Annotated in this window: 26 protein-coding genes; 2 read left to right on the forward strand and 24 right to left on the reverse strand. The window is 63.0% G+C overall.

Translation table 11 applies throughout. From position 1 onward, the window contains the following. Positions 1–68 precede the first annotated feature (68 nt). The 5 genes from JUB11_RS28100 to JUB11_RS28120 form a co-directional block, all read right to left on the reverse strand. Positions 69–1,088 (reverse strand): toprim domain-containing protein, encoded by a 1,020-nt coding sequence (locus JUB11_RS28100; protein WP_207462110.1) that lies wholly within the window; start codon positions 1,086–1,088, stop codon positions 69–71. A gap of 81 nt (positions 1,089–1,169) precedes the next feature. Next, positions 1,170–1,466, reverse strand: coding sequence for a hypothetical protein (locus JUB11_RS28105; RefSeq protein ID WP_207462111.1), 297 nt, complete (start codon positions 1,464–1,466; stop codon positions 1,170–1,172). A gap of 75 nt (positions 1,467–1,541) precedes the next feature. Beyond that, positions 1,542–1,949 carry a hypothetical protein gene (locus JUB11_RS28110; protein WP_207462112.1) on the reverse strand — a complete coding sequence of 136 codons (408 nt, stop codon included), beginning with the start codon at positions 1,947–1,949 and terminating at the stop codon, positions 1,542–1,544. Positions 1,950–2,227: 278 nt separating this feature from the next. Beyond that, positions 2,228–2,575, reverse strand: a complete 348-nt coding sequence (locus JUB11_RS28115; RefSeq protein ID WP_207462113.1) for a hypothetical protein — start codon at positions 2,573–2,575, stop codon at positions 2,228–2,230. A gap of 323 nt (positions 2,576–2,898) precedes the next feature. Continuing rightward, complete coding sequence (locus JUB11_RS28120) at positions 2,899–4,590, reverse strand: methyl-accepting chemotaxis protein (RefSeq protein WP_207462114.1); 1,692 nt, start codon at positions 4,588–4,590, stop codon at positions 2,899–2,901. Positions 4,591–5,423: 833 nt separating this feature from the next. Between JUB11_RS28120 and JUB11_RS28125 the strand changes: the two genes are divergently transcribed. Next, positions 5,424–5,828 (forward strand): MucR family transcriptional regulator, encoded by a 405-nt coding sequence (locus JUB11_RS28125; RefSeq protein ID WP_207462115.1) that lies wholly within the window; start codon positions 5,424–5,426, stop codon positions 5,826–5,828. Positions 5,829–5,911: 83 nt separating this feature from the next. Here the strand turns inward: JUB11_RS28125 and JUB11_RS28130 are convergent, their stop codons facing one another. The 18 genes from JUB11_RS28130 to JUB11_RS28215 all read right to left on the reverse strand — a co-directional run bounded on the left by JUB11_RS28130 (position 5,912) and on the right by JUB11_RS28215 (position 18,983). Further along, positions 5,912–6,397 carry a hypothetical protein gene (locus tag JUB11_RS28130; RefSeq protein WP_207462116.1) on the reverse strand — a complete coding sequence of 162 codons (486 nt, stop codon included), beginning with the start codon at positions 6,395–6,397 and terminating at the stop codon, positions 5,912–5,914. A 70-nt stretch (positions 6,398–6,467) separates the two neighbouring features. Then, on the reverse strand, positions 6,468–6,749 hold the full coding sequence (locus JUB11_RS28135) for a hypothetical protein (protein WP_207462117.1): 282 nt from the start codon (positions 6,747–6,749) through the stop codon (positions 6,468–6,470). Between the two features lie 101 nt (positions 6,750–6,850). Continuing rightward, positions 6,851–7,180: a hypothetical protein gene (locus JUB11_RS28140; protein ID WP_207462118.1), complete on the reverse strand. Its 330-nt coding sequence runs from the start codon at positions 7,178–7,180 to the stop codon at positions 6,851–6,853. A 119-nt stretch (positions 7,181–7,299) separates the two neighbouring features. Next, the gene (locus JUB11_RS28145) at positions 7,300–7,644 is read right to left on the reverse strand and encodes a hypothetical protein (RefSeq protein ID WP_207462119.1); all 345 of its coding nucleotides are present in this window, start codon (positions 7,642–7,644) and stop codon (positions 7,300–7,302) included. 112 nt (positions 7,645–7,756) lie between these two features. Continuing rightward, positions 7,757–8,161 carry a hypothetical protein gene (locus JUB11_RS28150; RefSeq protein WP_207462120.1) on the reverse strand — a complete coding sequence of 135 codons (405 nt, stop codon included), beginning with the start codon at positions 8,159–8,161 and terminating at the stop codon, positions 7,757–7,759. A 107-nt stretch (positions 8,162–8,268) separates the two neighbouring features. Further along, complete coding sequence (locus JUB11_RS28155) at positions 8,269–8,970, reverse strand: hypothetical protein (protein WP_207462121.1); 702 nt, start codon at positions 8,968–8,970, stop codon at positions 8,269–8,271. An 87-nt stretch (positions 8,971–9,057) separates the two neighbouring features. Continuing rightward, a complete protein-coding gene (locus JUB11_RS28160; protein WP_207462122.1) occupies positions 9,058–11,274 on the reverse strand; it encodes a VWA domain-containing protein in 2,217 nt (738 codons plus the stop codon). 77 nt (positions 11,275–11,351) lie between these two features. After that, the gene (locus JUB11_RS28165; protein WP_207462123.1) at positions 11,352–12,740 is read right to left on the reverse strand and encodes a DUF3150 domain-containing protein; all 1,389 of its coding nucleotides are present in this window, start codon (positions 12,738–12,740) and stop codon (positions 11,352–11,354) included. Positions 12,741–12,861: 121 nt separating this feature from the next. After that, positions 12,862–13,668: a hypothetical protein gene (locus tag JUB11_RS28170; RefSeq protein WP_207462124.1), complete on the reverse strand. Its 807-nt coding sequence runs from the start codon at positions 13,666–13,668 to the stop codon at positions 12,862–12,864. Beyond that, a complete protein-coding gene (locus tag JUB11_RS28175) occupies positions 13,661–14,623 on the reverse strand; it encodes a CbbQ/NirQ/NorQ C-terminal domain-containing protein (protein WP_207462125.1) in 963 nt (320 codons plus the stop codon). Before JUB11_RS28175 ends, JUB11_RS28170 begins: the two co-directional genes overlap by 8 nt. Before the next feature lie 95 nt (positions 14,624–14,718). After that, a complete protein-coding gene (locus tag JUB11_RS28180) occupies positions 14,719–15,732 on the reverse strand; it encodes a lambda-exonuclease family protein (RefSeq protein WP_207462126.1) in 1,014 nt (337 codons plus the stop codon). Positions 15,733–15,808: 76 nt separating this feature from the next. Continuing rightward, complete coding sequence (locus JUB11_RS28185) at positions 15,809–16,039, reverse strand: hypothetical protein (RefSeq protein WP_207462127.1); 231 nt, start codon at positions 16,037–16,039, stop codon at positions 15,809–15,811. Next, a complete protein-coding gene (locus JUB11_RS28190) occupies positions 16,036–16,212 on the reverse strand; it encodes a hypothetical protein (RefSeq protein WP_207462128.1) in 177 nt (58 codons plus the stop codon). The genes JUB11_RS28185 and JUB11_RS28190 overlap by 4 nt, the downstream gene beginning before the upstream one ends. 105 nt (positions 16,213–16,317) lie before the next feature. Then, the gene (gene bet / locus JUB11_RS28195) at positions 16,318–17,439 is read right to left on the reverse strand and encodes a phage recombination protein Bet (protein WP_207462129.1); all 1,122 of its coding nucleotides are present in this window, start codon (positions 17,437–17,439) and stop codon (positions 16,318–16,320) included. A gap of 89 nt (positions 17,440–17,528) precedes the next feature. Continuing rightward, the gene (locus JUB11_RS28200; RefSeq protein WP_207462130.1) at positions 17,529–17,807 is read right to left on the reverse strand and encodes a hypothetical protein; all 279 of its coding nucleotides are present in this window, start codon (positions 17,805–17,807) and stop codon (positions 17,529–17,531) included. A gap of 100 nt (positions 17,808–17,907) precedes the next feature. Then, the gene (locus tag JUB11_RS28205) at positions 17,908–18,048 is read right to left on the reverse strand and encodes a hypothetical protein (RefSeq protein ID WP_207462131.1); all 141 of its coding nucleotides are present in this window, start codon (positions 18,046–18,048) and stop codon (positions 17,908–17,910) included. A 91-nt stretch (positions 18,049–18,139) separates the two neighbouring features. After that, positions 18,140–18,670, reverse strand: coding sequence for a single-stranded DNA-binding protein (locus JUB11_RS28210; protein WP_207462132.1), 531 nt, complete (start codon positions 18,668–18,670; stop codon positions 18,140–18,142). Positions 18,671–18,758: 88 nt separating this feature from the next. Then, positions 18,759–18,983: a hypothetical protein gene (locus JUB11_RS28215; RefSeq protein WP_207462133.1), complete on the reverse strand. Its 225-nt coding sequence runs from the start codon at positions 18,981–18,983 to the stop codon at positions 18,759–18,761. Between the two features lie 332 nt (positions 18,984–19,315). Between JUB11_RS28215 and JUB11_RS28220 the strand changes: the two genes are divergently transcribed. Continuing rightward, complete coding sequence (locus JUB11_RS28220; RefSeq protein ID WP_207462134.1) at positions 19,316–20,206, forward strand: hypothetical protein; 891 nt, start codon at positions 19,316–19,318, stop codon at positions 20,204–20,206. Positions 20,207–20,806: 600 nt separating this feature from the next. Here the strand turns inward: JUB11_RS28220 and traN are convergent. After that, complete coding sequence (traN, locus tag JUB11_RS28225) at positions 20,807–23,506, reverse strand: conjugal transfer mating pair stabilization protein TraN (RefSeq protein WP_207462135.1); 2,700 nt, start codon at positions 23,504–23,506, stop codon at positions 20,807–20,809. Between the last annotated feature and the right edge of the window lie 5 nt (positions 23,507–23,511).

Genomic DNA, 23,511 nt, shown 5'->3' on the forward strand with positions numbered 1-23,511 from the left:
ACTCCGGGTTGATCGGCCCTCCGAAGCCGGGCTACCCTTGGCCGCCTGAACAGGCGCAGTCGCCTGTCTCATTTCCGGGCCGCAGTACATTGAGCCGCGTCCCGACCTCGGCCGCTGCGATCCAGGTCACCCCAGATCACCAGCTGCTCAACCCCCTCGGGCGGAACAAACCGCTCGAGGAGATCGGCCGAGACGCACGGCCACACCGTCATGCCGGTCGCCAGGTGGATCGACAAGGCCGTTTCAAAGCCCTCTGCAACACCCAGCACACCGTTCTGCGGCTCGCCCATGCGGATGTACCCGCCCGCCTCGACCATCATCTCCTGAAAACGGGGATGCGGGATCGAGGTGATCAGCGCGCGGTCGTTGGGCAGCGGGAACAGCTTCTTCGGCTCATCCACCGCGGCCTTCTCTCCCGTGTGGGACAGGTAGGTGCGGTGCATGGTCGCCGCTCGCCCGAGAGCGTCCGACACGCCCATCAGCAGCGCCGGGAACTGGCCGACCACCACGCCGTCCTCATCGACATAGTCGAGGGCCGGGTGGAAGCGGAAGTTCTTCAGCTCCGCCAGGGGTTCGACCGAAAGCCGACGCCGCATCAAGTAGCGCAGCGCCGGAGCGGCCGAAGGATCGCTCAAGGGGACGGATTCCATCCAGGCCCGACGCAGCAGGCCCCGGATGTAGCTGTCGTTGCGGGCCTTGGGCTCCGCTTTGGGGCGGCTGCGGGGCGGCAGGGGGGCGCGGTTGCGGCCACGCCCCTCCTCGATCCCCAGCACGCGTGCAACCTCTCCCAGCGCCTCCTGGAAGCTCCAGCCATGCACCGCCATCAGCAGCGCAAAGCCGTCCCCATACTTGCCGCAGGTGTTGCACACACCACCACCCGAGGTCTCGGCGTCCCGGAAGAACCGGAACCCGTCACCCCGTCCATTTCTCTGGCTGGTCCCATGGATGGGGCACGCCGAGCGTCCCTTGCCAGGGGCCTTCTGAAAGATCCGGCCGTCCAGCTTGCCGCGGATCAGCTTGTCGTGGATGTCCATCCAGCCACGCTCCTGCGCGGCCTTGCGAACAACTTCAGCTTCGAGTTTGCTCACGATCTGCTCCTATCGACACCAAGCGGGGACACGGCTCTCCCCCGGCGGGGATGCAGCATCCCCGCTGGGGTCCTTGTGGTTTCAGGAAGCGATCAGGCCCAGCCTGACCGCCGTGTCGCGGAACATTGCCCGGAGTTGCTCCGGGTCCGCTCCCATCGCCAGCGCGCACACCCGAAACGAGAAGGGGTGTTCGTCGTTGGCTTCGATCCACGCCCAGGCCTTGGCCCGGGTGCTTGTTGCGCTTCGCCCATCGACCGCCGCGGCCATGGTCTCGACCAGAAGCGTCTCGCGCATGGCGAAGACGTCCCAATCGTCCCAGGACGGCGGAGGGGGTGAATCTTTGCCCGCCAGAGGCGGTGCACGTTTTCCGGCCTGCATGGCTCTCTCCTCATGGCTGCGGAGAGACCTGCCCCAGCGGGGATCAAGCTCCCCGGTTGGGTTGGTGGAAAACCGTCAATGCCTGACGCCGCACTGGCTGGCGCCGGCGGCCTTCAGGGTGTCCGTCATCGCCGAGAGCGCCTCCGTCAACTCGCCTTTCTGGAGCACTTCCAGGGCGGTTGCGGGGTTCTGCGGCGCGAGGTCGCGCAACTTGCTCAGGAACGTCACAAGCGTTCCCGCGGTCTTGATCGCTCCATCGTGATTCAGCACGCGGCTGCTCAGATGGAAGCACTCGACATTGCGCTTGGCGTGGTTGCCGCCGAAGTCCTCCACGTCGAACGTGGTGACGGTGCGGCTGACCTTAGCTCCATCCTTCTCGTAATCCCGGACAAGCCTCAGCACGGGGCTGGTGCTGGCCAGGATGTCACGAACGGACAGAGCGGTGTCCTGGGCGTCCAGAACGGAATAGGTCCAGGTGGGCATGGCGGATCTCCGGAATGGCGGTGTGTGGACGAGACGCAATGCCAGGGAGAGGGAGTCCCACGTCCGGGGAGACACTCTCCCCAGCGGGACCACAGGCGACCGAGCCTTGGTAGGCAGGATCTTGGCCCCTGGCCGTATCTGACCGACCCGCGTGAGGCGGATCTTTGAACACTGCCAGCCCGGTCAGATCATGATGATCATGAAGGGCGTGCAGCCACTCAGGGCCGCCACGGCGACCAAAAGGACGAACGTGCGCATGGGATAGCTCCTGTCACACGTTATTCGAGGAATTGACCGCAAATGGGTCCGAGGACCGGCTTGAGGCCGGCTTCGGTCAAGGTGAAGACCTCCACAGAGGTCTGCTCGACGTGCAGCTCGCCCTGCAGGTAGCGGTGGGTCTTCGAGAAGATCCAGCCAGACTGCCGGCATTCGCGGGTGTCGTCGAGGTGAGTGCCGCATTCTCCAATGCAGCGCCCGTACTCGCCTTGAAGCTTGCGGAAGAGCTCGGCCTTGGAGAAGACCCCCGTGGGCTGAGCGGTTCGCTGAGCGTCCCAAATGACATTTTCGCCAGGGTCGAAGACTTCGTAGGTTACGAAAAGCTCGCCGAGGCTTGGGGTGTGCGCCATGGTTCCCTCTCTGGAAAGGAGGGAGCGCATATCTCCCCTGACGGGAGACTGGCTCCCGTTGGGAAAGATTGTGCCGGAGCTTGGTCCGGCGGGGGTGCTGCCGCGCGATGGCGACTAGCTTTCACGCTATTTTTAGACCCTAGCTAGGCCATGAACACCACCGGAGACCGGAGGTGTCCTCCAAACCGTCGCATCAAGCAGGCGGTTCAAAGTGCGTTGAGTCTAGACGATATCGAAAGGGGTGGCTAGCCAAAAAACCACTATGCTACGGCTTGGCGGAGGGGACAGGAGCGGCTTCACCGGCCCTATCCCCTTGCCCACGGTTAGGCGGCGCGAATCCCGGTGAGGAAGCGCTCTACCTCCCCCTTCAGCATCTCGGACTGGCGGGATAGCTCGCCAGCCGCACCCAGCACCTGAGTGGCCGCCGAGCCGGTCTGAGTGGCGCCACGGCTGACGTCCGTGATGTTGTTTGTGACCACCTCGGTGCTGCGGGCAGCCTCCTGGACGTTGCGGGCGATCTCGCCGGTGGCGGCACCCTGCTCCTCAATGGCCGATGCGATGCTGGTCGCGATCTCATTGATCGATAGAATGGTGCTGCCGATGCCGCTGATGGCCGAGGCTGCCTCGCCGGTCGCCGCCTGCATCGCAGAGATCTGCTGGGCGATCTCGTCAGTGGCCTTGGCCGTCTGATTGGCAAGGCTCTTCACCTCGCTCGCCACGACCGCGAATCCCTTACCGGCTTCCCCGGCCCGCGCTGCCTCAATGGTCGCGTTCAGTGCCAGCAGGTTGGTCTGGCTGGCGATGTCACTGATCAACTTCACCACGTCGCCAATGCGTTGCGCCTGGTCGACCAGCCCCTTGATCCGCTCGTTGGTGTGCTCCGCTTCCGTAACCGCCGTTCCGGCGATCATGGTGGAACGCGACACTTGGCTGCTGATCTCAGAAATCGACGAGGACAGTTCCTCCGATGCCGCCGCCACCGTCTGCACGTTGGCCGATGCCTGTTCAGCCGCAGCCGCCGTGCTGGCCGCCTGTCCGTTGGTCATTTCCGCCGTTCGCGACATGCTCTGAGCCGTCGCGTCGAGTTCGGTCGCCGCCGAGGACACGGTGCGCAGAATGCCCATGACGTTCTGGTCGAAATCTCGGACCAGCGTCTCAATCTCGGTGTTGCGCCGTTCCTTGGCCAGACGCTCGGCCGCTTCCGCAGCCTCCATGCGCGCCCGCTCGATGGCGTTCTGCTTGAAGACCTCCACCGCCTTGGCCATGCCGCCGATCTCGTCGCCACGCTCGGTTCCCGGAATGGCTACCGCGGTGTCACCGGCGGCCAAGCGCGACATGGTGTCTGTGATGCCGGTGATCGGGCGTGCAATGCCGGACCGGGCGATCAAAACGCTTACCAGGACCGCAAGCGCGATCCCGCCAATGCCAATAACCAGCATGAGCGTTGTCATGAGCCTATTGAAGTCCGCTAGAGCATCATTTGCCTGTTGGATAGCATCCATGCTCTGCTTGGAACGCTCCTCCATAACCAGCCCCAAAGCCTTGCGGTTAGCAACCGACGCAGGATTGTCGCCATGTGCCCGGGCTGCCTTCGTGTCCACCTCCATCCCGAGGCGAGCAACCTCATTGCGGATGGCAAAGAACTCTCGAGCGTTTTTACGGACCTCCTGAAACTCCGTCTTGCGGTCATCAGGGAGTGAACGTTCCCATACTTCCAAACGCTCATCCATAAACTTCGTGGAACTCAAAATGGCTTTGGCGTATGGAGTGGCCTGTTCGGGAGTATCGGCCGCATACACTCCGCGAGAGTCCATCACGATTTTGAAGATAAGCCCATTCACCTGTTCCGCAAGCAGAGCCCTTTCAGATCGATATTGGATTTCGTCAACTCGCTCATCATAGGTTTCTATACCAATGAAGCCCATCGCTCCGATCGTGGCGGCAATTGCTGCCATAAAGGTCACTACCGCATAAATCTTTGCGCTGATGCTAACGCGATCAAGGATATTGCTCATTTTTCGCTCTGTCCGAGGGTCTGTTGGACCGAATAATCTCCTCTCGCTTATTTCGAATTGCTTAAGATTTTAACCAATCTCGCCGGCTCCGCTGCGACTCCATCGACGCGTATCCGTCCCGTTTCGCACTTTAACTCTTCCTTTTTTTGCGAGGTTTAGAGTTGATCGTCCCCACAATTCACTCGGCCAGCACTGCGTCCCGGCGCCCAATGCGGTCTCCCGCCGCATTTCTCCTTCCAAGGCCGAAATCCCAGAACAGGCCCATCTGTAGCCGAAGAGCAGGGCAGACACTCTCATGAGGTGCGTGGGATGAGGCGTGACAAGCGCCGAGAAAAATGTGGGGAACGATCAGGGTTTAGACCTCCTTGGCGAGTTGCTTCTCCAAGCACGTCGCTCTAGCTATGTCGGATAGAAACGTGAGCTTGGCAGTGCAATTAACTGGGAACCGTCGAAGGATGCCGAGGGCCGTCATGATGGTGGCTATCGCATGAGGGGCAGCAGCTGGAGCGCCGAAATCTTCCCGTCCCGGTTCGAACGTGGTCGCTGGTGTTGGAGCGTCCTTTGCAAGGTGAGTGACACCTTGCACGAGGGTAGCGCTTCCAGCCGTGAGGCTGCAGAGGCCGCTGTCCAAAACGTTGTGAAAAAAGACACTGGCGTTATGCCCGCCTACCCATGACATTTTGTTATGCGAACGCGAATTATTGTGCACGCGGATTGTTATTCTAGTTGCGCCGGATGTCTTATCCGAAACACTTTTTGTCGCAATTCGTTCATTGACCGTGAAGCGCCACTCTGCACACTGAGCCTGTGCAATCTTTGAGGGCGCTGACGCCATGGGAATCGACCTTCGTAATACTACCGCTCTCATCGTCAAACAATATGTGAGCAACAATCCGGTTGCTCCAAATGAACTCTCTTCCCTGATCCATTCTGTCTACACAGCGTTAACTGATATTGAGAAAGGAACTACACCTGAGGACATTGCGGAGGCCGCTGAACCAGCAGTGCCCATAAAAAAGAGCGTGACGCCAGATCATATCGTCTGCCTTGAGTGTGGGAAAAAGGCCAAGATGCTGCGCCGACACCTTTTGACCGATCACGGGCTGATCCCTGACGAATACCGGGCTCGTTGGAGCCTTCCGGCGAACTATCCCTTCACCGCGCCGAATTACAGCAAGAGACGAGCCGTTCTGGCACGGGAGATCGGGCTTGGCACGACCTACCGTCCAAAGCGGTGATCGGCTGAGCCTTTTGCCTACTTGCTGAACGAAACGGGGGAGCGCAATGCGCTCCCCCTTTCCATTTCAGCCATTCGGCCGAATCAGGCCGCAGCCTGCGACCGAAGGCCTTCCACGCGCGCCATCGAGAGGGCAGCGCGGGCCGTGCTGTCGCACCAGCCCTGGATCGCCGCGTCGACGGTCCGGTCGCCCTGGTGCCCTTCCAGGTGCCAGGAGCGAAGGATGATCCCACGTTTGCGGACCACCTTCCGTACCCACCCCGCTAGGGCCAGATCGCCCGGTCGGTCCTCTCTTGGCTTGGTCCAGCCGCACAACAGCCCGGAGGCGTGCTGATTGTCGGACCGCACGATGATGACGTCGCCAGGGGCGAGATGAAGCGTCCGGATGGCATACACAATGCCGTTGCCGAGCGCTGCCAACTCCGCCTCGCAGCTGTCTTTGACGGAAACGTGCCCGCTGATTTGGCGCGACACGGCTTCCTCAGTGACCCAGACGGCGAACCCGGCCAGCTTCGATCTTTCGTCGAAGCTGGCGTCCGCCACCACGGTCACGGTTCTGGTCTTTCCCATGTCCATTCCTGACAGACGGGACGGCTCTCCCCATTGGGGAGATACCTCCCCGTGGGGTTGAAGGGTTTGCTCAGCCGAACTTCACCCGAACGACGTTCGTCGGCTTCGGATTGAGGTTCACCACCAGCTGCTCTGGTGCAGGCCGCCCTTCCGGACGGCTTTGCTCCACGAGCTGCTGGGCGATGGCCTCGCCGAAAGCGGCGGTGTCGGTCAGGATCGAGCCCAGCACCGAGCCAGGTTCAATGGAATCGTACTCCTGACCCCGCGTGCGCAGCCGATGGGAGCCCGTGCTGAGCAGGTTCGTCAGCCAGAGCACCTGGGTTGCGTCGAGGCCTGTGAAGTGAACGTCCATGATGTCTCCTGAATGCGGTGGGAAGGCTCAATCCCACACGGGAGAGAGCCTCCCGCATGAGGGTTCGGTGTTGAGGGAGGGGTGCCTACAGGCACCCCAGTTCACGGGGCGTGTCGCCCGTTCTCGTATCCCCAGCGCAATGCGATCTCCAGCGGCGTGATGCCGTCGTCGAGCGCCTGGGAGAGGACATCCGGGTCCATCTGGGCATCGAAGCTGTCGATGTTCCAGAGGGCCATCATTGCTTCGTCGACGTGATCCACGTACTCCGTGAACCACATCCCGGCGAGGTTAAGCTGCCGCTCCTTCGGTCGGCCCAGGGCCTCGCACGCGAGACCTTCGTCTGCCACCCGGTCCACCAACCTGGGACGGCAAAGGACCGAGGAGCCGGTCAGTTGGGATGCTGGGGTCACCGGCAGCGTGAGAGCTTTCATGGCGGCACTCCGCAGCCAAGCGGAGGCATGCCACTCCCCTGGAAGGGAATGGCATCCCCTCCGGGTCATTTGGATGGAGGGCCTTTAGCAGGCGCTCCGTTCAGAGTTCAGGCGGCTCCCTACTGGATCGCGCTTCCCAGAGCCGGGAGGAGACGATCCAGCGCCACGAGGAGCGAGACGATACCGCCGATAAGTACGGTCAGCGTTATGGTTTGCTGCCGCATCTCCTTTTGCAGCTCAGCCCGAAAATCGAGCCGCACCGCTTCGATCTTATGCTCGAGCGTGGACAGTCCGGTCTCGATCTTGCGTTCAAGAGCGACCGTAGCCTCCTTGAGGTCGGCCTTCGTTGCCGCACCGGCTTCGATGGATTCAGCGATGACGCTCGTAAGCGCCTCCGCCTGCTCCTCATTCAATCCGGCGGCCCGAAGCCGCTTGACCGTGGCTAGTGTATCCATGGCCTTCATCTTATCTCGTTTCCCTCTTAATGGAAGGGGGAGGCCGGATGTTCCCCAACGGGGAGCGACCTCCCCTATTGGGTTCAGAAAAGCCCTGTCCAGAATGGACAAGGCATTTGGCTCACGTGGCTTTCAGGATGACCGTATAAGCGGCGATCAGCACGGAGAAGCCAACCAGAAACCTCCACACTGAGGTGTCAGTCGCCCTGGCTGTTTCCAACGCGTTGATCTTGCTCTGATGATCCACTTTCAGGCTTTCAATCTTGCGACCTAGGTCCTGTTTTGTGCGATCCAGATCCTGCTTTGTGCGATCCAGATCCTGTTTGATACGATCCCGATCGTGTTCTATACGGCTGATCTTGCTTACAAGATCGACGGTTCCCCGTTCCGCGTCATGCTCGCCGATTGCAGCGGCTTGCTGCTCTCGAATTTCGGCGAGCACATAGGTCAGCGCCTCGGCTTGCTCCTCTGGTAGCCCTGCGGCACGCAGCCGCTTGGCCGTTTCGAGTGTGTCGATGGCTTTCATGGTCGTTGCATCCTCTCCAAGGAAGAAGGGGAAGGCCGATGCTCCCAAGAGGGAGCGGCCTTCCTGGGGTTTCTGGTCAGACATGGACCTGGGCATCTCGCCCGAGCCTATGCCCGCTTGGTCCTGCCCTCACCCGCCTCGCTTGTGGCGAGATGGGTGGCAAGGGCACGCTGCGCCTTGCCTTCGGCCAGCACAGACGCCCGATAGCGCTTGTTGATGTCGCCGCCGGGGTCGTGGACGTGCTTGGCGGTCAGGGTGATCCCCTTTCCGTCCAGCGCCGTCTTCACGGCCGCCAGTGTGGCGGCTTCGTCCGTGCGGTTTTCCCGCAGTACCTTCCGTCCGGATAGGACATCGACCGCATGCTCGCTCGCGGATTGCGCCACGATGGAGTCACCGGCCCCTATTCCGAACTCGGACACGGCAAGGTCGATGCCCTTGGACAGGGCTTCGAGCGCCGCATGGTCGCGGGTGTGGATGTGCCCTTCCAGCATTCCGGTCCGCTGGACCGTCTTGCTGCTGTCCCGGACCCAGGCCGACCAGGCAGCGAGCTTGCGCGGAGCGTCGAACGCCGCCTCGGCAAACACGCTAACCAGCCGTCCCTTCCGGCCTCCCTGAGCGGGAGGGACGGACAGGGTCGGAAGCTTGGGCTCGCGAGCCACATCCTTTTTGCGACGCCCGAACAGGCGCCGAAGCACCTCCTCCGTGGCCTGCTGCGGGTCGTACTCCCGGAACTCCCTGAACAGGAGCCGGAGGAGCACGACCGCCAGGAAGGCCACGGCGGAGAGCATCACTTTCTCCAGGGTCTCCATGAGATCCTCTCGGAATGAGAGGGGGAGACCGCCCGTGAGGGAGCGGTGCTCCCCCTCGGGGTTTGCTGGATTGTGGCGGGTGTGCCGTCAGGCAGCCGCCGTCAGGGCCTTGCGCGTGATCTCGAACAGCGCGGTTCTCAGCTGCGAGATGTCCTGGATCACCACCGCGGTCGGGAAAAGCTCCCTCACACGGTCGATCTGGATCCCGATGCCGATCAGCTCGATGCCCGAGGCTTGGCAACGCTGCACCATGTCGAGGACCTGGGGCGCGTTGTTGGGCTCGCCGTCGGTCACGACCAGGAGAAGCTTGCGCTCTTCCTTGGTGGTGTTGACCAGCTGAGCCGCGGCGTACCACATGGCTTCCGCCAGCGGGGTGCCGCCGTTTGGCCGGATCGCGAAGTTGCCGATCACCTGCCGCACCTTCTGTCCATGCTTCAGGAGAGGCAGGACGCCGATGGCGCGGTGAGGATCGGTTTCGTAGTCCGAGCGTGCCGCCGGGAAGGCGGTGATCGCCGGGTTGACGCCCGCGATGGCTTCGAGAGCCGTCGCCAGCGCCACGGCGCTGTCGATCGCCACGTCCAGGCGGTTCCGGACTTGTCCAGCTCCGCCTGCGGCAACCTGCGCCACCATGCTGCCGCTCCGATCCACGAGGATGTGGATGGCAGCGTTGGGGGCGATCTTGTCCGTGCGTTGCGTGAAGACACGGGTGTCACCCATGGCTACACGGGCGATCTTCCGGCCATCCACCGCACGTCCGCGCCGGCGGGTCACCTCGTCCTCCCGCTGGCTGGCTTGCACCAGACCCTGCAGTTGGGCGCGAACCCGTCCGCTCGTGGTCCGGACACGGGAGACGATCCCCTGTCCAAGGAGCGGATTGCCTTCCACCGTCTGGGGTTGCGCCATCGCTGGCACCCGGCTGGTGATCGGCGCCTTTGCGGCGTTCTTGGAGAGTTCCTGGGCCGCCTGGTGGAAGAGATCCTCCGAGCCGGCCTCATCCTCTGATGCCGAGAGAGCTTCCGCGATTGCGTCAGCACCCTTGGGATCGTAGGCGCCACCCTGTTCAGAGCCCGAGGAGCTTTCACCCGAGCCGCCGCTCTCATCCTCGCCGTCAGCGTCGTCCTGGCCGCCGGCATCGCTGCCGTCGCCCTCATCGTCGCCGTCCATGTCGCACGAAGAGCCGCCACTCTTGCTGTCCTCGGACCCGTCCTGGCCGTCGTCCTGATCCGAGCCGTCGCCGGTATCACCGTCGCCGTCAGAGTCAGACGCCGCACCATCGGTGTCCTGGTCGTCCTCTTCATCGCCATCCTCGCCGTCGGCATCACTGCCGCCGCCGCTGCTGGCGTGTTCGTCCTCCCCATCCTCGTCGCCGTCGCCGGCGTCCTTGGACGTGGAGCCCTTGGAGGTGTCGCTGCCCTGCTGGTCATCGTCGGTGTCGCCACCGCCGCTCCCATCGGCATCGTCGTCCTCGTCAGATCCTGACCCGGAGCCCGAACCACCCTGCTGTTGCTGGTCGTCCTGGTCCTGATCGTCGCCCTGCTGCCCCTGTTGCGATTGCTGTGGGGGCTGCTGGCGGGCCTTTTCCTCCTCTTCCTCAAGCATGTCGAGAACGAGGTCCGCGTGGTTGAGGCAGTCTCGCGTGGTTTCGAGATAGCGTGCCTCGGAGATGAGCGCGTTGAGCCGCACCATGGCGCCGGCCGGGAACATGCCCGACACGACCACCTCGGACTCGTCAGCCACTCCGGCGAGGAGCTTCTGATCGAGCACGCTGGCTCGGCCGCGCAGCAGGCAATAGCCGAAGAGGGCCTTTGCCGGATGCTCATCCTTGCTCACGGCCGACATCATCCCCCGAACCAGGAGATAGTTGAGGACCGCGTTAATGGTCTTGCGCGTCCCCGGATACTCCTGGAACAGGGCGTACTCCCCGGAGAGGTCGTCGAAGACGTTGAGAAGCCGCTTGCGCATGACGCGTTGAGCCTCGGTGCGTCCAGGAGGAAGTACGCCACGGGCGGCTTCCTCGTAGACGCCGAAGTCCGTCCGTCTGACATGGACATAGGCTTCGTGCGCGATCACGCCGAAGGCGAGTTCACGCAATTCGGGGTCCTCCGGGTCGAAGGCAGGCACATAGATGCGCTTGCCATCGGTCTTCATCTCGTTGCCCGAGACAATGACCTGCAACCCGAACTTGGCACCCAGCGCCGACGCCACGATGGGCAGGGCGTTGTAGAGGGTGCGGACCTTTGCCCGGGGCGCCGACTTGGCGGGTGCCATGTCGGCGCCGGTGGGCTTTGTGAGCGTCAGAGACATGATGCTTTGCCTTTCGCCTGGGGGGCGAAGGGAGCCCCCCTTGGCGGGGGAGAAGTGCTCCCCCGCCTTGGGTTGGGTTAGAAGTAGAAGGACTCCATGACCTCGGTCTGAACGACCGGCGCCATGGCCGGGACAGGCCCGGCAGGCTCCACCTCGTCCTCCTCAGCCTGCGCTTCGACCGGTGCCGGTTCGGCAACGGGCTTGGCTTCAGCCTCAGGGACAGGCTCCTCGGCTTTCGCTTCGACCGGTACGGCCATCTCCTCTACCGGAGCCGCCTCGACCACAGGAGCCGGTGCGGGTTCGGAAGCGGGAGGTTCGGCCGGTGCCGTCTCTTCGACCGGAGCGGTGTCGGTGACCGGAGCGGTGTCCGTGGAGCTGGGCTCCTCGGCTGCCGCCTGGTTCCCGACCGGTGCTTGCGCACCGGCGTCGGCGAAGAGGTCGTCGAACATCGAGAAGTCGAGTGCGGCTTGGGCAGTGGCGCTCGCCGTCACGACGGGAGCGGCCACGGCAGGCAGCGGCGCAGGGGTTGGCGTTGCCGCCTCGTCCTGGCCATCCTCCCGGTCCTCGGCCTCGCCTTCGTCCTCGTCCAGGACCGCGCTATCCTCTTCGTCCGTCTCCGGAGCGAAGAGCCCAGCAACACCGCTGACGGCGGCGTGGCTGGCGGCGTGGGCCCGGATCTTGTCCGGGTCGGACAGGATCAGGATCGTGGAGACCGTCTCGTGGTAGAGAGCGCCTTCGATCTTGACCTTTTCCGGCAGGCGACTGACCAACGCGTCGATCGTCGCCACCATCGGTGCCACGGCGCCGTCCAGAAAGGACAGGCCGTCCAGCTTCTCCCTCATGCGCCGCAGCCCGGAGGCGACGCCGCGAGGGTGCAAGGCTTGCTCGGACCTGGAAGCCACCGAAGACTCGTAGAGTTCGTTGGCCTCTCGGGCGACCTCATGCAAAAGCTGGTTGCCCATTCTCTGCACCTCCCGATCCAGCGAGCCGCTGTTGTCGGCCGGCGTGATCCGGTAGGTGCTGTAGTCGCACCAGAGCCGGTTGCTGATCTCATTGACGGGCTCGACGGCCCGCCGCAGCTGATCCTCAAAGCTCGGGTGCTTGGTGATCCACTCCTCGACCGCGACGTCGTACTCGCCAAGGAACTTGGCCTTTTCGTCCCGGAACTCCTGGACGATCCGGTTCAGTGCCTCCGAGACCGCCTCGGTCTTGTCGCGGGGGATGGCATAGCCTCCAAGGAAGCGGATGCCGACCGCATCGAGATTGCGGTCCATCTGCTTTCTCAGTTTCAGGAAGACGTTCAGCCGCTCCGGGTCCATGACCTTCTTGGAGCCAAGGCTGGCGACATCCTCGCTGGGCAGCTCACCACCGACACCAAGCTTCAGATCCTCGGCGCGGAGCCGCTTGCGGCCCGACCAGATCGAGACGTTGATGGCGATGATGTCGACCTTGTTCAGCAACTTCATGTTCGTGCCTCTCATGGCAAAGAGAGGCGCGGACACACTTCTCCCCCCGAGGGGGTGCGAAGTGTTCCGCGCCCCCGTGGGGTTCAGATTTTCAGGTGGATGAGCGGACCCGAAGGCCCGCTCAGAACCAGTAGTCGGCCTGTCCGGTATCGACCTGGGACAGCTTGATCCGTTTCGGGATCAGACCGGCGTCTTCCGCTGCGGCGGTGACCAGCTCGACCGAGGATTCGAAGGTGGAGAGCAGGCTCTCCTCCTTGCGCAGATCCTTGGCGATCTCGCCGCCGTCCGCCTTGACCACCCGCACCTCCACGCCGTCAGACGCGAGGTGCCGCATGGTCAGCAGGAACAGCAGGGCTCCGACACCATTGACCCGCCGGAGCGAGCCGCTGTGCCGGACCTGGCCGGTGCCGTTGTGGCCATCGAAGGTCAGGGTCCAACCCTCGATTTTCGGAACGCCGGTGGGCACACCCTGGCGGGTGACCCAGCGGCACTCGTAGTGCGGCGACAGGCGCTCGTAGGCCGCTTCCATCACCGCGAAGAGAGCCTGCCAACTGGCGGACTTCACCTCGAAGTAGATGTCGGCTTCGCCTTGCGGGCGGGCCGAAGCGGGCTGATCCGCATGCACCGGGATTTCGGCGTGGCGGTCGTGATCGATCCGCCCGACCTTGCCTTCGGCATCGAAGGTGCAGGTGCCCAGGACGTCATAGACCTGGTCGATCTGCTCCTGGAGGCGGCGTCTGGCATCGGAAAGGGCTGGTAGCCCCTTCCTGTCCAGCTGCTTCCTCGGCATCGACGCTTCCGTCTTTCCGTGTCGGACATAGACCTCGCCGTCGATGACGGCGATGGCCCAGTCCTTGGAGGACCCATTGGCCCGGGTGAACCGGGCCAGCAGGTAGCGCTGCTCTTGCGTGGTGGTGGGGTTAGCCATTGGCCGCGTCCCACTGGTCACCGAACACATCGGCGGCGATCCGGTGGATCGCCTCGCGCTGTTCCGGTTCCGCCCGGTTGGTCAGCGCACGCTCGAGAGCGTAGCCGACCGCGTTGGGCGCACCCTTGAACGCGATGGTCAACCGCGCCCAGCGCAGGAGCGAGCGGGTGGACATGGTGAGCGACAGCTCAGCGCCACCGTCCGAGCCCCCGATGAAGAGGCGGCGGACTTCGTTGGCGACCTTCACCATGTTCTCCCGGATCAGCTCCGGCAGCTTCGGTGCGACCTTCTCCAGGATGTCCTCCTCGATCTCCGGCCTGAGGTAGTTCACGCTGACAAAGCGGAACCGGTCCAGGAAGGCCGGATCAAGGATCTGGATGCTGGTCGCATAGAGGCCCGACGCATCACCCGACCCCATGCTGTTCGCCGTAACGAACAGCCGGAACTTCGGGTGGGCGTGGATCACCTCATTGGTCTCGGGGATCACCAGGGGCGATCCTTCGAGAATGTCGTTCAGGCCCACCAGCTCACCGGCATCGCCACGATCAGCCTCGTTGATGACGAGGGCGTAACCGTTCTTCATCGCGATCGGCAGCGGTCCATGCACGAACTGGGTTTGCCCGTTCATGATGGCCTGATGACCGACGAGATCCGCGAACTCCCGGCGTTTGTGCCACGAGAACACAAGAGCCGGCCAGTTGAGCCGCGCGAAGGTCTGGGTCGGCAAGGAGGTCTTGCCCGCCCCATACGGCCCGCCGATCCACATGGCGTCGCCCATAGGCTCGGCCAGGAAGGCAAGCACGTCGCGCAGCAGCACGCGGTCGAACACGTACAGATCGTCAACGCGCGGGATCAGGGGATGCGAGGCATCCGCGAACCCCTCGACCACATAGCTGGCCGGAGCGTTGGCAAGACCAAACGTGTCCTTTACAGAAAACATCTTCGTCGTCGTCATGATGCGCCCTTTTCATTGCAAGATCGGGGCGCACCATGCCCCTGGAGGGGAGCATGCCTGCGCCCCTGTGGGGAAGATTTCGAAAGACGTTCCTCTTACTCGGCGGCGACAGCCGGTGTGAGCAGAGGTGTTGGGGTGTCAGCTTTCTTCGGCTTCTGGATCGTCACCTTGACGCGCTCTTGCGTGGCGCCCCGGTACTTGTCCAGATCCTGTTCGCTGACGTTGATCTTACGGTCCGCGAGGAAGGTCGTGTAGTTTACGTTGCCCTTCTGCAGGTACCGCTTGATCTGGATGCCGCCGGCGTCGGCCTGAGCGAACTGGCCCATCAGCGTGACCATCCGCTTCTCAGCGTCGTCCTGCTTGGCCTTCTGCTCGGTGATCCTGGCCTTGAGAGCCTCGATCTCTGCCTCCGCCGCCTTGTACTCCGCAGCCGCGGCGTTCCACGCAGCCTGGTCCGTGTCGGACAGGGGAGCGTAGAGGTCACGGGCGGGGTCCTTGGCGGGCTCCTTCTTCCTGGCCACAGCGTCCATGAACGCCGTTGCCTTCTGGATCATCGTGGCGACGAAGGCCTCATCCCGGTCAATCCGGAACTCCAGCGCCTCCTCGACCACAAGCTCGCCCGTCTCCGTCTCGACCACCCGGCCGAACACCAGATACCCGTGGTCCATTCCGGACACGTAGATCTGGGTCTGCACCTGGCAGGCGTAGAGGCGGTAAGCGTCCGCGTCCTCCCGCAGCGCCACCACATCATCGAACACCGCGTCCGAAGGCGCCTTCAGCTCGACGGGGATGCCGTCGTCCGAAAGGCCGTCGAAGGAGGCCCGGATGATGGGAGTGTCGCTGCTTTCCGCGCAGGCCGGGAGCAGCATGGTGTCGTGCTTGCTCTCGAACCAGCGCCGAACGGCAGGCTCGCTGCGTTTGCCGTGGGCGACAAACATGTTTCCGCTCAGATCCTCCGGCGGAACGACCCCGGCCTTTTCCGCCCACAGCCGCCAGAGCGACTTGTAGGGAGAGAGGCCGAGGATGATGGCCATGTCGGAGGCCGACACGCCCTTGTCGCGCCAGGCCAGCCATTCGGCCGAGCCCTGACGGACGTTGACGATCTTCATGCTGCACCTCGTTTCAGGCGCACTCCCCCTGTCCAGGGCGGAAAGCGCCCCGGTGGGGATGTCGTCGGCGGGCCGGTCAGAATGCCTGAACGGAACCGCTCGATTGATTGTGCTGCTTGATCGCCTCGGTGATCTCGATGCCGAAATCGACGATGCTCAGCATACGCTCCAGTTCCAGACCACGGTCTGGCGGAAGCGCGAAGGCGTTGCGGGCGAAGGCATGGATGCCCTCCTCCAGCAAGGCCATGTAGATCCCGAGCTGGTTTGCATCCAGGCTCAGGACCAGTTGGCTTTTCTGGGCCATCATCGCTCACCGTAGTTGCGTGCGAGTTGGTCTCCAGACATCGGCCGGAGTTCGGTGACGCCAGCAGCGCGCAAGGCGTCAGTGGCAATCTCCTCGAAGGAGAAGACCCTTCCAGGCGCAGGGATGCGCGAGGAGCCGGGATCGTCCTCGAGGGGTTTCTTGGTCAGGATCATCATGGATGCACCTGTGGTTGGGAACCGTGGACTCCCGGACGAGGCGCATGCATCCCCATACCGGGACACGAATGCGCCCCGTCAGGGATGGACGATCAGTGGACCCGCTCAGGCGGATTCCTTCATGGGAAGAGTGGCAGCCCTCTCAGCCAGGTCGACCTCGGAAACCGTGAACTCGTATTCGAGTTCGGTCAGCTTCCCGTCATCCTTGAGCTTCGACAGGTACCCGCGAGCGGCGTTCCAGTTACCGGCAGTGCCGGCACGTTGGATCAGCTGCTCGACGTTCGTCCGCACCATCGGGGTGATGGTCTGGAACTTCTCCTCCCGCTTCAGGACGGACCGGGCATAGGCCAGGTCGTTGTCCTTGAAGTTTTCGGCGGCGTAGCTCTGGGCTGCCTGCCAGGCGCCATTCGGGACCGCACGGCGGACCAGCTTGGCAACCTTCGCCTTCACGTCGTCGCTGACCTGGGACAGGTCAGGCTCACGCTCCGGCTCATCATCGATCATCTCCCCGGTCTTCGGGTTGATGTCGACGATGGTTCCTCCTTGCGCTCCACGCTTGGAACGGCGCGGAAGATCGGCCTCATCGGCTTCGATGACCTTCCCAGCCATTTCCTCCGCGCTGTAGCCGCACTCCTCAGGGAAGGCGGCACGCAGGGACGCGGCTTTGGCGCACTTGGCAAGCTGGCCCTTGGGCCGCTTCACCCACATGTCCGTGGGCAGCACGCTCTTGTAGCCGGCGCGAGAATAGGTCTCCGTCCAGTAGACCCGTTCCGTGAAGGGGCAGCGGACCCCGCCGACAAGGCGGTAGACCGTGACCTCGCACCATTCCGGGTACGTGACGACGACTGTCTCCTCTTTTCGGTCGTTCTTGGGGCCAACGAAGCCCGACAGCTCGACCGTGACCTTCGGACCGAAGACGGCGGGTTCCATACCAGCCCAAAAGCCGGTGCGGGACGCCGTGATCTGGAGTTCATTGACACCCGGCCAGACGGTTTCCACGTCTCGCTTGAGCGACCGGTTGTACATCGGAACGATGCTCACCGGCCGCTTCATGATGTCGAGATTGCGGGCCTTGCAGTAGGCCACGGCGAGCAGGACGCCCTCCGCGGTCTTGGCCGACGGGAAGGTGGATTCCACCAGCACCCGCCAGACCTGCTCGGTCAGACCGTAATCCTTAGCCGCCTCCGGAAACGCGATCCGGGGCTGCAGCGAAACGACTTCGCCCATGTTCTATCCCTCTCATCGTAAGGAGAGGGCGCCATTCACCCCGCAAGGGGCATTGGCGCCCCCTTGGGGTTTGTGACGGTTAGCTCAGGTCACTCTGCCGCAATGTCCGTATCGGACGGCTGAGCGACGGGAGCGGATTTCTGGCGGAACCGCTCGCAAGGGTCGGGCTCGCCCGGCTTGCGCGGCACATAGCCAAAGCCCTGTTCCTCCTGGTCACACTGGGCCATGAGCAGGGCTTTCTCCTGCATGGACTGGTTCACGTCCACCTGCTTGTGGGCCAACAGCGTGGCAGCCACGAGGTAGAGCACGTAGATCGTGAGCAGTGCGGCGACGAACGCCGCAGCAAGGGAGTTCTTGTTGTCTCGCATGATGATGCGCCTCCTTGGCGCTTGGCATGGGAGGCGGACACCACGCCCCACCATGGGACGTGAAGCACGCCCCCGTGGGGTTTCGAGTGTGTGTCGGAGATCAGAAGCTGCGGACGCGGGTCAGCAGCAGCGATTCCTGTTCTTCCATCGTCTGGATGATGGCCGAGAAAGCCTGGGTGACCAGGGTTCCGGCCATGATGGCAACGACGAGGGAAAGTGCGATGTGTGGCAGAAGCCGCATGAGATCCTCCTGAAAGAGGGGCATGGACTTCCCCAGCGGGGACCATGCCCCGCGTGGGTGTTCATCGCGTCATTGAAAGGTGCCGGCGCCGTCAGAAGGGGATTTCGTCCCAATCCTGACCCTTACCGCCCTTCCCGTTCGCACGGCCTTGCTCCGCAGGCCTGGCCTGCTGACGTCCGGCCTCCTGGCGAGGTTTCCCTGCCTGGCTGCCCGTGTCCGCAGTGCCGCGATCCGCAGTGCCCCGGCTTTCGCCGGTGCCGTTGCTTTGGCCGCTGGTCCTGTTGCCGGTGCCGGCGTCGGTCTGCTGACCGGTGCGCTGACCACCATGCAGATCGATCTCCATGACGGTGACCGACAGAACCTTGTCCTTTTCGCCGCCCCGGCGCTCGATTTCGCGCAGGACGACCTCACCGGCCACCGAAACCTCCATGCCCCGCTTCAGGTGCGGAGCCAAAGCCTCGGCGCGCTTGCCCCAGATGGAGCAATCGACCCACTGCGTCGTCTTGCGTTCACCGAAACCAACGTCGTTGGCGACGGCAAAGCCAAGGACCTTTTCACCGGACTGCGTGGTGCGCAGCTCGGCGTCGCGGCCCAGACGACCAGAGAAATGCCAGATGTTCATGATGCACCTCATCCTTTGTAAGGGTGTGATGCACGGAGCTGTCCCCCCAGGCCGGGTGGAACATGACTTCCGTGCCGGTCAGGGTAGATCAGGCTTCCAGGTATGGGCGAAACGCCTCCGGGACCGGGTGAACGGTCTCGGTGTGCAGCCCATCGGTGATCGCTTCCGAAGGCAGGCCAATCCGCCGGAGAGCGGAATGCGCCAGGCGCCACGGGAGACGACCTTTGCGGTAGCCGGCGTAAACGTCGGCCGCCAAAAGGATCTTGCTATCCGAGGACAATAAGCCCTCGAATGCCTCCTTGTTCAGGGACATGCGTGCCTCATTCGGGAGAATGAGGGAGGCACATCCCTATCCCAGGCGGGAGAGAAGTTGCCTTCCCTCCGGTGGGTGGTGCCCCCGCGGCGATGCGCGGGTAGCTTTCACGCTATTTTTAGACCCTAGCTAGGCCATGTCCCGAGCCGTAAGGCTCAGGCTTAAACACCGCCGCATCAAGCAGGTGGTGGCTAAGTGAGGAAATCATAATCGAAACAGCGTGTGCATGACCAGTGAGAAAGATGACGGGTCTCGTCACTTTTCACCGGCGCGGTGCACGGGTGCGCTTCCCTAGTCTGAGGGCCGGGTCCACCAACCTGAGATGCACCAACATGGCAACCACCGACACCACACCGCAGCCGTCACGGCCCCGTAACCCCCGCCCGTCCCGCTCGCGCATCGACACGGCGCAGCAGCCGTCCCGGATCCGGGGATCAACCCCCTACCTGGAGAAGCCTCTCCAGATCCGCAGCCTGCAGGCGCAGCAAATCGAGCAGCGCGGTCTGCAGAAGACCATCGACAGCATGTACATCATCGACATCATCATGCGGATCGTTGCCGATCCCGATGAGGTCGATGCGGTCACCAAGATCATCACCGAGACGCTCAGCGCCGAGGGCAAGGAACTGAAGGCCGAGATCGATCGTCTCCGGTCGGTCGCGAGGGATGCCGGTGTCTCCTCCACCCTGTCGTACAACGACGAGCGGGCACGCGTCTTCGCCATCACCACCCCGCACGCCATGCGGCTGGTAAAGCTCGTGGAACTGTTCGACGAGATGATGGGGCTCGTGGACGTTCTCTATCTGGCGGGCGAGATCGGCGGGACCGCCAAGGTCGATGCGGCCCACCGCTGGCAGAAGCGCATCATCCGGCTGTTCAACAAGGTCATCACCTTGGAGCAGCGCGCCCGTCTGTCAGCCCAGAACCGTGGCAAGGGAGCCGAGGTGAACGCCGCCGCCGGCGACAAGCAGACCGAAGCGGTCGAGGACATCGAGGGCGGCCCCGTGTCCAAAGCTGACCGGCGGCGTGGCGGGAAGCCCGCCAGCAAGGAGGAGGCCCGTGCGCCGGAGCCCAGGCCCGCCCCGGTGCCGGTGCCCCGTCCAGTCCCGACGGCGCTTCTCGAAGCAGCCGGTGCTACGGCGGCCGCCACGGCAAAGCCTCTGACCGTTGCGCTGGAACCGGGCGACGCGCCCGCCGCAGCGGTGGTCGAAGCGGCTGAGTAACACGGCATTATGCGCTCAAAAAAAAGGGGGAACGGCCTTGGGCTGTTTCCCCTTTTTTCTTTGCTCAACATTCGGTGTGGCTGTCTGATGCCGTCCGGCTCCTGACGACATTCTGATGCTTCTTCAGAGGATCACGCGGCTAATCTTTTACTTCCATGTCTTCAACAGAGCGCTGTTCGTGGCTTAGGCGCTCCAACCATTGATGGGCTATTTCATAGGACAGCTTCGTTAGGAACAATCCACACCCCACTGCGTAGCTGCTGGTTTCCCGATCGATGATGTCGAACCAACCATCCCGTCGGAGCCGAGCGACAAAACGTTCTGTGCGTTGATTTCCCATTCCGATGATTTGCCACAGGATGGTATTTTCGCACACCCTTTGGTGCAATTTGTTTAACTGGTTACAATTGTTAAACCAAACCTCCCTTCCGGAAACACGCATTCATCTTTGCGCGGGCGGGGATGTATGATCGCGGTTGGGCAAAAAGATTGCAGAAAAAACCCGCTGGCTCCGGCGGAAGGGAGCGCAGCGGGTGAAGGGATGTAGAGCAACGTGTCCTGGAGACTCAGCGACTCAACAGGGTGCGCGTGGCGGCGTTCCTAAGGCCGCGGCATGCTCTGCAGCTCCTGAGTGGCCTGATTGCGGATCGCGTTCACGTCGATGCTTCCAACCCGCTCCGTTGCACGGGCAGCCGCGTCGGTGCGGTCACCGGTGTTGAAGAAGGACCCGGCACCCGTGAGCGCTCCGATGTTGACCGTCGACTCATTGGGGAGGTGGCCAGTCTCCGCCAGCAGCGCCAGCCACTCATCCAGGTTGACCGCGCTCCAATCCACCAGTTCCATCTTGTCCGTGGTCAGGCCATCGCAGTTGGGCTCCTCCGGCGTTCCCCAGGTCATTCCCACCTGTGGCTGAAGGTGCACCTGCTCCTGGATGATGCGCGAGATCGGGCTGTTGTAGCAGCAGTAGGATTTCCGGACCTCAATGCAGACACCTAAGGCCTCGGACTGGCAGAACGACCCGATGTAGTGGCAGTTCTTCAGCTCCCGCTGAGCGGCCAATTCGAACTCCTCCTGCTCGCAAGCCCAGATGATTTGAATGAGGATCATGACGATCTGATAGATCATGTAGACCCACATGATCACCGACAGCATCGAGCCGATCAGCGCGGCACCACCACCTAGCTGGAGTGCGCCCGTACCAGCCTGGGCACCAAAAGCCGCGGTTGCCTCGCCAGCGGCCGTTGTGGCAGCCCGCGAGAAGAGCATGTTGGCAGCCGTTTCGCCGAAGGCCTGATAGGTGAACTCCGCCACCTGGTTCAGCAGTTCCTGCTTCACCATGGTGATGATGCCCTCTTGTGCCGCGCCAGCCACAGCCTCTGTTCCGCCCCAGACGCTGTTCCATCCAGACACAAACGGCTGCGTAACTTCCGTCCAAGCAGAGTCAAAGACACCATTCAGCGCCTGCCACGAGCTCAGGGCCGTGTTCGTGGTCTCCAACGACGTGACGGCGGAGTTCAGCTTCCCCATGGCCAGGATGAGGGTCATGTAGTCTCCCAGCGAGACCGTCGTCGGCTGCTCACAGCAATCGACGATGCCGCCCACCGCCCGCTTGCAGTACTTGTAGTCACCCTTGAAGATCGTGCAGTTGCGGTTCTCCTCAATCGTGTCCTCGTTGCAGTCGGCGTCCATCGCCATGAACTGCGCCGCCTGCAGCGTCGCAGCCACGCGTGCGAAATCGCCGTTCACCTCGTGGTTGGCCTGGACGCATTCGTCACCCATGCACCGGATCGGCCCGGAGCACTGCATCTCGGTTGCCCGGTCGAGCGTCGGAACATCGACGTCGTGCCCGCAGTCCCAGACCTCTTCCGTCACGTAGCAGGTGCCGGACTCGCCTTCCGCCCGTCCCACGCAGGTGGAGCGGATGTAGCCGCAGCTCGGATCATTCTCCAACGCCGCGCACGAGTTCATGTCGTCGCCGTTGTTGTAGGGCTGCTGCTGGTTGCCTTGGGCGTCCACCCACGGGTTCATCTGTCCGACATAGAAATCGCACTGGGCGTTGACGGTTGCCTGCCGGCACAGCGGGTTGAGATCCGGGTGGATGCGCTCCATGGTCGAGGCGCACAGCTGAATGCCGTTTTGCATCAGACAGCCGTCCGCGTCCGTCGCCGGCATATCGGTGCATTGGAACTGCCCGGAGCAGAATCCGTCGGACATCCCTACCACGGAGGCCTCACAATCCTCCGGGCTGTACTCGCTGATGCTGAGCACCTTACTGGGATCATAGAGAACCTTGATGCGGGCATAGCCTTCGCCGTTGCCCGTCACCGACGTGCGGGTCAGCATCTCCAGGTCGCCGGCTTGCTTGAAGAAGGGGGTGACATCCACGCTGGGTGTCTGCTCCCAGCTCGTCCCTCGCTCGCACACCCCCGGTGTTTCGGGCGGAAACTCTCCAAGCGGGTTGTAGACGAGGTTGCCGTTTAGCTTGACCTGCAGGTAGTCGTCCCACTTCGCGTAATCGATGGTCGCGCTGATCACGGCATCGGGGTTGAAGACGTTGACCCGCACCTGCTCCTCATAGATCGAGCAGTTGCCGGGCCAGTAGTCGTCGCCCACCGTGCCGACCCATACATACATGCAGCCCTCGCCGCAGCTGGCGAGGTTCAGCGGCCCGGACACATGGTCGATGATGCCGGCGCGATATTGGTGCCGGATCGTGCAGGTCCGGCTCTGGTCGAGAATGCGCTCGCAGGTCCGGTACTCCGGAACGTGGGCGCTGAAGTTGTTTCGGTTGAAGGTCGTGGTCTGCCGGCAGTCGGCGAACTCCGTCGCAAAATCCGTGTTCCAGGCGTTGTCGGACGCGTTGAACATCGGATCGTTGGTCAGGTTCGGACGGGCGGCCTGACTGGAACCGATGAGCGTTCGGTACGCCTCCCCGTCCATCGACCCTTCTGTCTGCAGGCGCGTGTGCGCGGCCGAGCCAGCGGAGAACATGGCGCTGTCGTTGCCGTGCAGATTGGTGAGCGGAGTGGAATCCTGCCCTGCCGAACCCTGGTACAGCTCACCAGAGTTCATCAGGATCGGGGACTCGGCGTTTGGGAACAGCGTGAGATTGCCGTTCGGTCCGGTCGAGAAAAGGTCCTGCACGTTGGGCCGGAACGTCGTCGCCGTTTCCCGTCCCGCCATGGCACCAGCCGACACGCTGTCGGCTCGCACCACTTGGGGATACTGAGTGGCGACAATCGCGAAGGCGAGGGTGACCGCAAGCGGCTGGCCTATGATCCGGAAAAGTTTTCTGTACATATCCA

It is taken from the genome of Azospirillum sp. SYSU D00513, from assembly GCF_017356015.1.
Taxonomy (GTDB): Bacteria; Pseudomonadota; Alphaproteobacteria; order Azospirillales; family Azospirillaceae; genus Azospirillum.